The organism is Clostridium sp. HV4-5-A1G (assembly GCF_900184915.1).
In the GTDB taxonomy this organism is placed as follows: domain Bacteria; phylum Bacillota; class Clostridia; order Clostridiales; family Clostridiaceae; genus Clostridium_B; species Clostridium_B aromativorans.
Genome location: NZ_FXYI02000101.1, coordinates 1 through 13527, shown reverse-complemented (window position 1 = coordinate 13527; position 13527 = coordinate 1). Strand labels below are relative to the sequence as shown.

General features: G+C 33.6%; 10 protein-coding genes. 8 read left to right on the top strand and 2 right to left on the bottom strand.

Annotation, left to right across the window (positions count from 1 at the left end; all coding sequences use genetic code 11):
• The first annotated feature begins 102 nt into the window (after nucleotides 1-102).
• From J5G60_RS11480 to J5G60_RS11460, 5 genes are all read left to right on the top strand, one after another.
• Nucleotides 103-738, top strand: coding sequence for a TrkA C-terminal domain-containing protein (locus J5G60_RS11480; protein WP_150356658.1), 636 nt, complete (start codon nucleotides 103-105; stop codon nucleotides 736-738).
• Between the two features lie 113 nt (nucleotides 739-851).
• Entirely contained in the window at nucleotides 852-1532 is a 681-nt protein-coding gene (locus J5G60_RS11475) for a response regulator transcription factor (RefSeq protein WP_150356659.1), read from the top strand.
• 3 nt (nucleotides 1533-1535) lie between these two features.
• Entirely contained in the window at nucleotides 1536-2906 is a 1371-nt protein-coding gene (locus tag J5G60_RS11470) for a sensor histidine kinase (protein ID WP_150356660.1), read from the top strand.
• A 71-nt stretch (nucleotides 2907-2977) separates the two neighbouring features.
• Nucleotides 2978-3805, top strand: coding sequence for an undecaprenyl-diphosphate phosphatase (locus J5G60_RS11465; protein ID WP_150356661.1), 828 nt, complete (start codon nucleotides 2978-2980; stop codon nucleotides 3803-3805).
• A 46-nt stretch (nucleotides 3806-3851) separates the two neighbouring features.
• Complete coding sequence (locus J5G60_RS11460) at nucleotides 3852-4121, top strand: hypothetical protein (RefSeq protein ID WP_150356662.1); 270 nt, start codon at nucleotides 3852-3854, stop codon at nucleotides 4119-4121.
• On the opposite strand, the gene J5G60_RS11455 is transcribed toward J5G60_RS11460, so the two are convergent.
• A complete protein-coding gene (locus J5G60_RS11455; RefSeq protein WP_150356663.1) occupies nucleotides 4114-5271 on the bottom strand; it encodes a YibE/F family protein in 1158 nt (385 codons plus the stop codon). The two genes, J5G60_RS11460 and J5G60_RS11455, sit on opposite strands and share 8 nt — an antisense overlap.
• Before the next feature lie 231 nt (nucleotides 5272-5502).
• Here J5G60_RS11455 and J5G60_RS11450 point away from each other — a divergent pair, with 231 nt between their 5' ends.
• The 3 genes from J5G60_RS11450 (at nucleotide 5503) to J5G60_RS11440 (ending at nucleotide 11979) form a co-directional block, all read left to right on the top strand.
• On the top strand, nucleotides 5503-7761 hold the full coding sequence (locus J5G60_RS11450) for a cell wall-binding repeat-containing protein (RefSeq protein ID WP_150356664.1): 2259 nt from the start codon (nucleotides 5503-5505) through the stop codon (nucleotides 7759-7761).
• Between the two features lie 225 nt (nucleotides 7762-7986).
• Nucleotides 7987-9756 carry a GGDEF domain-containing protein gene (locus J5G60_RS11445; protein ID WP_229981815.1) on the top strand — a complete coding sequence of 590 codons (1770 nt, stop codon included), beginning with the start codon at nucleotides 7987-7989 and terminating at the stop codon, nucleotides 9754-9756.
• 15 nt (nucleotides 9757-9771) lie between these two features.
• On the top strand, nucleotides 9772-11979 hold the full coding sequence (locus J5G60_RS11440) for a methyl-accepting chemotaxis protein (RefSeq protein ID WP_229981814.1): 2208 nt from the start codon (nucleotides 9772-9774) through the stop codon (nucleotides 11977-11979).
• Nucleotides 11980-11985: 6 nt separating this feature from the next.
• On the opposite strand, the gene J5G60_RS11435 is transcribed toward J5G60_RS11440, so the two are convergent.
• The gene (locus tag J5G60_RS11435) at nucleotides 11986-13383 is read right to left on the bottom strand and encodes an MFS transporter (RefSeq protein WP_150356665.1); all 1398 of its coding nucleotides are present in this window, start codon (nucleotides 13381-13383) and stop codon (nucleotides 11986-11988) included.
• Nucleotides 13384-13527 lie beyond the last annotated feature (144 nt).

Here is a 13527-nt window from a genome sequence, read left to right as displayed (position 1 = left end):
GTATTTACATGATAAGAATAATAATCTATACTATTTATTGATTTAATGAAATATATTAAGGGGAGGTTTATTTTAGGTAATTATATCTAAAAAAAATTTAAAATGTCAGTAGAATCAGAATGTGTGGTAAAACCTATATATCAAAAAATAGCTATAGACATAGCAAATAGAATAATAATTGGAGATTTCTCAGTAGGGGATAAGCTTCATGGGAGATCATCTCTTTCAAGTCATTATAATGTTTCACCTGAAACTATCAGGAGGGCCATTATTCTTTTAAATGATATGGATATAGTTGAGGTGATAAAAGGCAGTGGAATTATTATAAAATCTGTAGATAATTGTTTAAAATTCATAGAAAAATTTAGAGATATAGATTTTCTAAATTTATCAAAAAAAGAAATATTGGATTTATTTGTGGAGAAAAGTAAATTGGAGAAAAAAATTAAGGAAAAGATAGATGAATTTACGGATTATTCTAATAGATTTATTAATTCTAATCCCTTCATACCCTTTGAGTTCAAAGTATATAAAGGACTTAAAGTCATTGGTAAAACTATATCTGAGAGCAAATTTTGGCAAAATACAAGTGCTACCATAATAGGTATTAGAAGAGGAAAAAATTTGATTATTTCTCCAGGACCCTGTGCTGTATTTCAGGAAGGTGATATTTTATTGGCTATAGGTGAAGAAAGCAGTTATTATAAAATTAAAAAATTTCTCTATGGAGACAAATAAATAGATGATTGAAATTAAAGCAGGATAAGGTACAGTATTTTAATGTGATTTTAATCTCAATAATATATAATCTCAATATAAGTATTATTATAACTGATGTTTGAGGTGATTTTTTGAAAAACTATAAGATACTCATAATTGAAGATGAAAAAAAGATGTCCATGTTTATGCAAATGGAACTTAATCATGAAGGTTATGCTACTGATGCTGAATACAATGGAAGAGAAGGACTGAAGAAGATACAGAGAGGTAATTATGATCTAGTGCTTTTGGATGTAATGCTTCCGGGGTTAAATGGAATGGAGGTTTGCAGAAGAGTGAGGCAGTTTTCCAGGATCCCAATTATAATGATAACTGCTAAGGATGATGTGATGGATAAAGTAATGGGACTGGATATAGGGGCAAATGATTATATTACAAAACCCTTTGCTATAGAAGAACTTCTGGCCAGGATACGTGTCATAAGAAGAAATAATGATAAAAAATCAGAAGATTATAAATATGAAGTGGATGATCTTGTAATGAATACTAAAACTCACGAAGTCACAAGAAATGGAAAGCATATTGAACTTACAAAAAAAGAATATGATCTTTTAGAGATTCTTTTAGTCAACAAAAATGTAGTCCTAACAAGAGATCAGTTGATAGAAAAAATCTGGGGCTATGATTATTTCAATGACACAAATGTAGTCAGTGTATTTATAAGGTACCTTAGAAGTAAAATTGATGATGGATTTGAGAATAAGTTAATCACAACTATAAGAGGAGTTGGATATGCGATAAAGGGAGAATAGACTATGAACTTGTGTATTATAAAAAATGCAAAGATATCTGTCAAATTAACTGGAATATTTGCTTTGATGTTTTCAGTGATGCTTGCAGTATCCAATGCCTATATATTACATGGAGTAGAGCACTATATGTATATGCAGACAGCTAAACGTCTGGAAGATGTAAATCAAATAATACTTGACAGATTAAAACTGAAACAGCTCTCAAGTAGTGAATTATTTTCTGATATATTGCCTAATGAAAATATATTTATAAAGATAATGGATAAAAATGGGAAAATAATAAATGTATCAGATAAGTTTGACTATCATTTAAAGATTTCTGAACCCTATGGGAAAATAAAACATGTAGAAAAACATGAAAAGCATCTTACATATTTGAATACAAAAATATTAGATAAGAATTATGGGGTTTTGTATATGCAGATAATTAAAGATATGGACAATGAATATGATTTTTTGAAAATATTGTTTTTCTTCATGGCTGCAGCAGATCTATTCGGAATAGCCTTATCCATCTTGTTAGGGTATATAATAAGTAAAAAAATGCTGAATCCAATTGACAATATCACAAAAACTGCCGATGAAATAAGCATTAACAATTTAAAAGAAAGAATAAATATACAGGGGCCTAACGATGAACTTAAAAGGCTGGCAACCACACTGAATAACATGATTGATAGACTTCAAACATCTTTTAGCAAACAGACACAATTTGTTTCGGATGCATCTCATGAACTCAGAACACCTATAGCAATAATTCAGGGATATGCTAATCTTTTAGACAGATGGGGAAAAAATGACAGAGAAGCTCTTGATAAATCTATTGAAGCCATTAAATCTGAATCACATAGCATGGGAGAATTGGTAGAAAAATTGCTCTTTTTAGCCCGTAATGATAATAAGTCGCAGAAGGTAGAAAAAAATGTTTTCTATCTCAATGAATTGATAGATGAGGTTACTGAAGAGACTAGAATGATAGATAAAAAACATATAATATCAAATATCAATAATGAAAATGTACAGGCTATTGCAGATTATAAACTTATAAAGCAATTAATTAGGATAATTGTAGACAACAGTATAAAATTTACCAAGGAGCATGGGAAAATAGATATAAGTTCCGTTAAGTTTGGCAAATATATCAACATATCAGTAAGTGACACGGGTATAGGGATTCCGAAAAATGAAATTCCCAAAATATTTGACAGGTTTTATTGCGTAGATAAATCCAGATCTAAGGATATTGGCGGAAGCGGGTTGGGCCTGTCTATAGCCAAGCAAATTGTGGATGTCTACAATGGAACTGTGGATATTAAAAGCACGGTGGGAAAAGGTACCACAATAACTGTGAGTCTGGATATTATAGAGAATTAATCTTTTTTTAATCCTTTTTTAATTTTAGATGTGTAACATAGTGGTATCAAAATAGGAAGGTGATTAAAAAAATGTATCTTATACTTGTAATAAAGGCTGTTATAATAGGCATTGTGGAAGGTATTACGGAGTTTTTGCCAATATCGTCTACTGGTCATCTGATTATAGTGGGCAATTTGATAAATTTTAAAGAGCCGATTTATAGAAAAGCCTATGTAGACATGTTTGAAATTGTAATTCAATTAGGTGCCATACTTGCAATACTTGTATTTTACAGAAATAAAATAATTGAATCATTAAAAAATATTGCCCCGGGGAAATGGGGATTCAAATTTTGGTTTAATATTTTTGTTGCGTTTATACCTGCAGCTATTGTCGGTATTTTATTCAATGACATAATACAAGCCAAGCTATTTAATCCGGTTACAGTAGCCTGTGCCTTAATATTTGGCGGCTTTCTCATGATAATTATGGAAAATAAGTATACAATAGGCAATAAAACGGATAAAATTGAGGATGTAACAATAAGACAAGCTTTTAAAATAGGGTGTTTTCAATGCCTTTCTCTTTGGCCAGGAATGTCCAGATCTGCTTCTACAATAATGGGTGGGTGGACAGCCGGACTTACCAATGTGGCGGCAGCGGAATTTTCATTTATTTTGGCAATACCAATTATGATAGCTGCATCGGGATTTTCACTGTTAAAGGCAAAGATAACAATGACTGTTCCAGAAATAGCAGCACTTGTAGTGGGGTTTGTGGTTTCGTTTATAGTTGCATTAATTGTTGTGGATAAATTTATAAACTTTTTAAAGAAAAAGCCCATGAGAGTTTTTGCTATATATAGAATATTTATAGGAATATTAGTATTAATATTAGCATACCGCTCCATAATATAGTAAAACTTAGGCTAATTATTAAATTAATTTATAGGGAGAAGTAAATATGGATAATAAATTAGCTGTATGCAGAATAAGAACCAATTTCGAAAATTTTAATATGGTAATAGATAAATTTATTGAAAAAATTCCACTGAAAATTGAAAATTACAAAAACGTCAAAATAATTAATTCTTTTATTACGGATAATTTGTTTAATTTTGATATTGAATATTCTTGCTCGGATCAAGATGTAAAGGATATTTTTGAAAATATAATGAAAGAAATAGTAAACAGTCCCTCTAGATTTATAGTTGAACTAGAACCAATTAATTAAATCTGTCATACAATCTTGTTATAATTTCTGTAGAGATAAATGATACTATGGGAACTGTAAAGATTATTGTCATGCTCCCTGTGAGCCCCTGGATGATTTCAAGGCTTACCATGTCCATGTTGATGAGCTGGTTATAGCTTAAATTGTAGGAATAAATTATTATAAGCATACTTAGGGAAGCTCCGGCAAAAGCCAGAATGAGAGTATTTGCCATGGTTCCCATCATGTCTTTTCCGACATTCAATCCTGAGTTAAACAATTCTCTTCTGCTGATCTTAGGATTTGATATATATATTTCCTGTATGGAAGATGCTATGGATATGCTGATGTCCATTACAGCTCCCAGGGAGGCTATTAGAATTCCTGCAGTTAGAAGACCATACACCTTCATGCCGGATACATTTGAGATCATGTTGAGACTTTCCACCTGTGTCAGATTCAGGCCTGTCAAATGGGCAAAGTATCCGAAAATAACTTCAATTATCCCTGCAATTATAACTCCCGACATTGTTCCAAGTATGGCAGACAGTGTCTTGGTACTTCTGCCGTTTAGCAGGAAAAGAGAAACACAGGTGGTTATGACTATTATGAGGATTGCGGATAAAACCGGTGAGTATCCTCTGTAAAGCATGGGAATGAACAGAAATATAACACAGCATAGAGTAAAAATAAGTCCCAGTACTGACCTGAATCCTTTTTTCCCGCCTACTATGCACAGCAGGGCAAAAAATATAAAGATAAATGCATATTGTACAGGAGCTCTGTAATAGTTATATACTGTTATGCTGTATGATCCACTTCCAGAAGTAGCTATGTCCACTATAACCTTCATATTTTGTTTCAAATATACATTGTGGGTGTCGCTTAAATAATTTGTAACATTTTTAATTTCACCTTTATGTTCTCCCGAGAGAATTTTTAATTTTACCTGCTGGCTGCCAAAATATATGTTTTTGGATTCGTTGAATTGTTTTAGAGAATTATTTTTTATTTCCAGCACTTGGGCTTTTTCATATTTTACATTGGCCTTACCCTTTTGAATGTTATAAGTTACAGGATGGCTTACATTGAAGTTATATAAAAAAGCGCCAAATAGAAATGTGGCTATTATAAAAAGCAATATCTTAGATATTCTTGAAGAATTTCTCATGCCTGCCCCTCCATAAGTTTTTAGTCATTCACTTATTATATTGCTCTATTGAAACAAGTTCATAAAGATTGTGTAAAGTTTAAGTTAAGTATGTGAATGTTATGATTATTTTACATTGAATTTACATAAATGTGACGGATAGAAAAAATATATACTGCTAATATAAAAATGAATGGCATGGATTGAATTTATTCTGGCCATCACAATGACATATCTAAAAGGGGGAGTTTCATGAAACAGTATCTAAAAAAGACCGCATTATTTGTACTCTGTTGCTCGTTCGCATTTTCAGGTATTGCCATACCAATGTCGGTTAATGCAGATACAGACACGAATGCTGCGGCAAGTCAATCAATTACAGCAGGGGGAGAGACCTCTGCAAATATCAAGGATATAACTTTTGCGCCAGGTAAAGATGCATCACAGGTTAATTTCACATGGTATTCCAATAAAGATACATCGGACCCTGAGGTACAGGTTGCGCTTAAATCCGATATGACCGGAAACGAGTTTCCGGAGAGTAAAGCTCAAACCTTCAAAGGTGAAAAATCCAATGGAAATGACGGCTATTCTTCCAATAAGGTTACAGTTACAGATTTACAGCCATCTAAAGAATATGTATATCGTGTAGGTGACGGTACTACCTGGAGTTCTGCCAATAATTATACCACCCAGGATATATCAAAGGGTTTCAATTTTCTGTTGGCGGGAGATCCACAGATTGGCGCAGGCGGTGATATAGACAAGGATACGACAGGATGGGTAGATACAGTTAAAAAGGCAACAGATAAATTTTCCAGCAGCAGTTTTATATTGTCTGTAGGAGATCAGGTTAACAACGGAAAGGAGCTCAATGGTCAGACAAATGAACTTGAATATGACGGATTTTTCAAGCCAGATCAGTTAAAAAATATCCCTGTTGCTGCAATTACCGGAAATCATGAGGGATATGGAGTAGGTCATACTACACATTTCAATTATCCAAATGAATCTGATAAATACGGTATTTTTACAAATAACGGATATGAGTCTGATAATAGTAATGGAACAACTGGTAATGACTATTACTTTGTATATGGAAATACGCTTTTCCTGATGCTCAACAGCAATGATATAAATGCAGAGGATCATAAAGCTTTCATGCAGGAGGCCATAGCTGCAAATCCAGATGTTAAGTGGAAAATAGTAAGCATGCACCATTCCATATACAGTTCTGCAAATCATGAGACAGATGCTGATATAGCGGCTAGAAGGGTAACGCATCCAGAAGTATTTCAGGAACTTGGAATAGATGTAGTTTTAGATGGGCATGATCACTGCTATACAAGATCCTATCAGATGGTAGACGGACAGGCAGTAAGCGGAAAAGATGACACCAGTGTCACTGATCCAAATGGTGTGCTCTATATAACTACAAACTCAGCTAGTGGAAGTAAGTACTATGAGATTCAGGAACCAAACTACAACAACTATTTTGAAGCAAAAAAAGAGCAGGATAAAGTTCCTACATTCTCCAATGTAAGTGTAACGGATAAGAATTTTACCATTACCACATACAGGACTGATACTATGGCTCCTATAGACAGCTATACTATAAATAAAACCACTTCTCATAAAAATGTATCAAGATTGGCAGGGCAGAACAGGTATGAAACTGCAGCTAAAATATCTCAGAATAACTGGAACGAAGCAGATACGGCAGTGTTGGTTTCAGGCCAGTCCTATGCAGATGCGCTGAGTGCAGCTCCTTTTGCAAAGTTAAAAAATGCACCGATACTTTTGACATCAAGTAATACTCTGGATTCCAATACTAAATCAGAGCTTTCAAGATTAAAAGTAAGAACGGTTTATATAATCGGAGGCACTGGGGTGGTATCCAGTTCAATAGAGAGTTCCCTGAGAAATATGAAAATGGTGGTTAAAAGGATAAGCGGAAATGACAGATATGCCACTTCACTGGAAGTTGCAAAACAGATAAAAAGTCCAAAGCAGGTATTCGTAGCTTCAGGAGCAGGATTTGCAGATGGACTATCCGTATCTTCCTATGCATCATTATCAGGGAGTCCAATAATTCTAACAGATGGCAAACAGTTGAGCAGTGACATACTTAAGTATGTAAAAGACAATTCAAGTACACCTTATGTAATTGGCGGAAACGGTGTTGTAGATGACAGCGTGGTTAGCAGCCTTGGAGCTGTAAGAATATCTGGTTCCGACAGGTATTCCACAAATCTTGCAATACTTAATAAATTCAATGATAAGTATGATTTGTCAAATATCTACCTGGCATCAGGCAGTGATTTTGCAGATGCACTTTCGGGATCTGCAGTAGCAGGAGAGAAGAGTGCTCCAGTAGTGTTGATTGGAAAATCTGATCTAAGCGGTGCTAAAAATTACATCCAGGGAAAATTGAGTGGTGTGGGTCAAATTACCATTCTTGGAGGAGAAGCATCTGTCTCACAAGTTACTGTTAATAAACTCTTACAATAATGAGAAGATAAATAACCAATAAAGTTACGGAAAAAGGAGTATCACTTTATTACAGAATACATCCTGTACCGTAACTTCTTTTTTGTCCCTATCTAAATTTTGATATTTAAACTCTAAGCTTTTAACATGGACTGCTGCATTAAGTATTATTAACATAAGATTATCATGCAATTAACAAAAAGACTATATAATTTCATTAGAAATAAAATGCATGAGGTGAAGTATATGGAATCAAAAGATGAAATTGAATTACAAAAAATATTGGATACCAAAAACATCACTACAGTATTTCAACCTATTGTATCCTTAAAGGATGCTTCTATAGTGGGATATGAAGCGCTTAGCAGGGGACCTGAAAATTCAACCCTGCATTTGCCTGTGAAACTTTTTCATGCAGCAGAAGTTTTTAATAAAATATGGGAATTGGAACTGCTGTGCAGGAAAAAAGCCATTGAAAGGGCAAACAAGATAGATAAAAATAAGCTTTTATTCATAAATGTAGATCCAAAGATATTTAAAGATGAAAGATTTAAAAGTGGATTTACTAGAGATTTTTTGGGAAAGCACAATATGTCTCCAGATGTAATTATATTTGAAATCACGGAGAAAACAGCCATAGAGGATTATAAGGATTTTAAAAGAGCAGTGGATAACTATGTGGATCAAGGTTATAAAATTGCAATAGACGATATGGGTACTGGTTATTCCGGGCTTAAAACCCTTATGGAGACGAAGCCGCATTACATTAAAATTGATATTTCTTTTATAAGGGATATAGACAAAGACAATTTTAAGCAGGAACTGGTGAAAACATTTGTAACACTGGGACAGTCCACAAATATGAATATCATAGCCGAGGGAATTGAGACAGAAAGCGAACTTGCAAAATTAATAGAACTTGGTGTCTGCTCGGGACAAGGATATTTTCTACAGAGACCGTCGGGAACTTTTCTCGATATTTCCGAAGATATAAAAACAACCATAGTGAAATACAACAAAATGAAGACCAACAGGTTTCAATTCGAAAAAAATTGTATCGGTGATATAGCAAAACAAAATCCCGATTTCCAATCCACGACTCAAGCCAAAGAGGTAAAAAAATTTTTTGACACTTGTAATATAACAGGAGTGTGCATTACGAATGGGGGATATCCTATAGGGCTTATGATGCAGCATGATCTGGACTATGTACTTGCCACGCAGTATGGCATTTCGGTATTTCTTAAGCGTCCTGTATCTTTGATAATGGATTCTGATCCTACTGTAGTGGACTATAACACGTCAATAAGCGATGTATCGAAAATTGCCATGGCAAGAGACTACAAAAAAATATATGATTATGTAATAGTTACAAAAGAAGGGAAATATTATGGAATTGTCACTATAAAGGATTTGCTTGAATATACTTTAGAATTTGAAAAAAAGCATGCTAAAAATCTCAACCCGTTGACGGGCCTTCCTGGAAATAAAATTATAAATAAGGTTATTGATAATATAATACATTCTCACAGTGATTTCTTTGTTATTTATGCAGATTTAAATAATTTTAAGACATACAATGATACCTATGGCTTTGAAAATGGAGATAAAGTGTTAAAACTAACTGCAGAAATTATAGAAAAACAGGTAAAAAAATACTCAGTATATAATGGATTTGTAGGACACATAGGAGGAGATGATTTTGTATGTGTAATTGAAAATGATATTGAAAAAGGACGTAAATTGTGTGAAAAAATAATTTCGCAGTTTGATGCAAAAATACTTGATTTCTTCAATGAAAAAGACAAAAAAAACGGATATATTGAATCTTTTGACAGAAAAGGCAATAAGGATGTTTTTCCTCTTACGTCCATAGCCCTCGGATGCATGTATGGAAATTTCAGCAAACTTAAAAAAGTTGATGATATTGGAGTGTACATGAGTAAAATCAAAAAAAAGGCCAAGAAAAGTAAAAACAGCAATTATGTTATCTATAATATCAATTTAAATGAATAGTTTGGGGGAAATACCATGAGAAAAGTGGTTTCAAAAATTTTACATATATTTACTAGGATAAAGGAAAGAATAATATGTTATTTAAAGAAAAAAATAAATATTGTTCCAAAAATGAAAATAGGCAGTACCTTGAAGAAAAAAATAAATGCTGTTCCAAAAATGAAAATGGGCAGTGCAAAAATAATTAGTATTCTGAAGAAAAAAATAAATTGTTTTTCAAAAATAAGAATAAACAGCGTCGTTGTTAAAGTTATTCTTCAAATTGGAATACTGGTAATATTTATCTGCGGATTTTTTGGAATACTGTCTTATTATACTTTTTATGCGGCTATGGAGAAAAACATAAATTCTTCACTGCAAGATAAAGCACAGGAATCCTCCAAACTTTTAAGCTCAATTTTGCAGCAGCAAGTTCGTTCCATGACGGAGATAGCTTCTAGGAATGAAATAGAATCCATGAACCCAGGGATTCAGCTTCCAATTTTACAGAAAAGGGCATCCAAACTTGGATATTCAAGTCTCTGTGCTATGGATTTGAGTGGCATGGCTTACATGCAAACCGGAGGAAAAACTAAAATAGATCTGGAAAGTGTGGATTCGGCATATTTGAAAAAGGCCATTCAAGGTACTCCTGCCATTGATGGACCTTATTTTAATGTAGATGGAGAGGAAATAATATCAGTGGCAGTTCCGATAAAGGACAGTAAGGATAAAATTAAAGGCGTATTGTTTTCAAATATAAGCACTTCGGAGTTGAATAAGTTTGTTCAAAGTATGAGAGTTGGAAAAAGCGGGTACTGTTTTATAATAAATAAAGATGGTACTAAAGTTGCACATAAAAATTTGACTCTGGTATTAAATAAGGACAATACCATAAAGAATTCTCTAAAGGACAGTTCACTTAAGGAACTTTCCGACATTGAAAAAAATATGATACAGGGTAAAAGTGGCTCGGGTTATTACAGACAGAAGGGAGAAGAGATGCTGCTTGCCTATGCTCCTATATCCGGAGTGAACTGGTATCTCGGGCTTGTGATTGATAAAAATGAAATAATGAGTTCTGTAAACGCCCTTAAGTACAGGATGGCAGCAGCTACGTTTATATTCATACTGGCTGGGATTTTTGTAGGAATTATAATAGCACGTCAGATAAAAAAACCTCTGTCAAATATAAGGGAATATGCTGGTGAACTCTCGAATTTTAACCTCAGTTATAAAATAGATATTAAAAGTAAAGATGAGTTTGGGCAGACCGTAGTTGATTTGAATTCAGCTCTTAAAAATATAAAGAATATGATAGAATATGCTAAAGATGAGGGCCTTGCAGCGCTAAATTCCAGCAATTATGTAAATCATATGTTTCAAGAATCAGAATGGGAAATTAAAATAATATCTGATAAAACCAGTGAGATAACATCCAACATGCAGGGAGTTATGAATTCCATCAAAGAGGTTGAAGAAAGCATATTTTCAATAAAAAACAAGATAGAAAATACTGTAAATGAAGCAAATTCAGGACTTAATTTAGCCGATAATATAAACAAAAAAGCTGTAAGCATGGGAGATGATATAGAAAATTCAGCCCATAATATAGAAAAATACTACGAGGATTCCAGTGAAAAATTGAAAGAATCCTTTGAAACTATAAAGGTGGTAAAAAATATTTCAAAAATGCTGAATGAGATGAAAGATGTTTCTAAGAAAACCAATATACTTGCCCTAAATGCACTTATTGAGGCTTCCCATGCAGGAAAATATGGAAGCGGATTTATGGTGGTAGCAAAAGAAGTAAAAAAACTTGCAAATAAATGTTCAGATATGGCAGATAACATGCAAAATGATATAAAGAGTATAATTATGGCAGTGGGTATACTGGTGGATTCCTCACGGGATGTACTTGGCTTCGTGGAGAAGAAAGTCATGACAGACTACATTAAAGTGGTAGATATAAGCAAAGAATACCAAAATGACGGCATTAAGATGACTGGTGTCATAAAAAAATTTTATGGACTTATGGAGGATATAAATAGATCACAGCAGGATCTTTCCAATATAATAGAGAAGATAGGTGCATCTGTAGATAAATGTACAGATGCAGTGTCAAATATATCCAGCAGTATGAATTCTATAAAGGAAAAAGATGCGGATATAGCTTTAAATACGGATAAGAATGCGAAAGAAGCGGAAAAGCTTATGAATATTGTAGGACAGTTTAAAATATAATACGATTTATAAAGACAGCCCTTTTGCACGTTTCATAAGCGTATTTTTGACTTCTTCTATGTCTTTTATATTGCTTTTTGTCATCAATAAGTAGATAAAGGCTGAAGGGAGCAGGAACAGCTGCAGCAGAGACAAAGTGATTATGTAATTTGCAGGTTCGCCGATTTTTATATGAGAAAGTATAATTCCGACACCTGCATTTCCTATAGTTCTCCCGAGGCCATTGGCTAAATTGGCTAAGCTAAAAGCAGTACCTCTGTGTTCCGGAAGGTTCACATCAGTTATCAGGGCCAGCCAGTTTGGCGTGTTGGCAGATTGCAGTGCACTTGCAAGGAAAGATAAAACAAATATTATGGATATCCAGGGATTTATCACTATTTCCTTCAATAATGATATGAGTATTGGTAGAGGTGCACTGCTTTGTATCAGTTCAAGCCTGTTCATGGGAAGTATAAAAACTGCTATGTAAAATGGTATCATGGCAAATACAAAATATGATGTAAGAGCAGCTCTCCCTCTGTGCGTTTTATTCTGAAGTATATCACCTATGTGGCCAAATAAAGGAGATGCCAAACCTCCTAATTGAAATATGGCAAAAAGGTATCCTGCAGCGATAATTGAAACTTTTAGGTTGTAACCCTGCTGCTGAATTTTTGAAATATATAGAGTAGGAAGCCATATTAGAGTCCCTGTAGCGATATTCATAAAGAATGCCTGCATAAACAGGAAAATATTACTTCGCTTTGATATAATCTGAGATAAATGGCTTAATTCAATATTATAATTGTATGTGCAGCCTCTTTCAGCGAGTGTTTGTAGTTCGGGTTCTGCTTGGCCTACAGTAGGTTCTTTTATAAAGAAATATAGTATAATAAGTAGAAAACCTATAATGCTTACGACTTCAAAGGGTTTTCTCCAACTTGTAAAAGGAGCCATCAGAGAAGCCATTAGTGCTCCTGCTATTCCACCAAATCCCTGAGCCATGCCCCAAAGACTTAACAACATGCCTCTGTATTTATTGGGAATATAGTCAGTTAAAATGCTGAATCCGATTGATGCTATACATCCAAGCCCTATGCCGGTGAAAATCTGAAGAATAAGAAGCTGAAGATAATTGACACAGAGTGATGTTAGAAATATTGAAATTGACCAGATAATAGTGCCTACAATGACGAGGAGTTTTCTACTGAATTTACTTGTAAGGTAGCCCCATAGAATCGATGAAAGGGATGTGACCAAGATATTGACGGCTGAAACAATTCCCAGGGAGGAAATCTGCACGTTCATACTTTTTGAGATAGAAGAAAAAAGTGGAGGGAATAGTCCTATTACTACATTGTCGAAAGCCGCTAATATTATAAATATAAAAACAGTATAAATTGCCTTTATGTTATTGATGTTCATGAAATCCACAGCTCCTTTATTTTTTATGTCCTATCTATTGTAATCTATTTTTTAGCTTAATATTAAGATTTAATAAAATTTTAACTAATTCTTAATGTTGTTTTAGATTTAATTGTGTAATATATTAAAATAGAGTAGTAATTG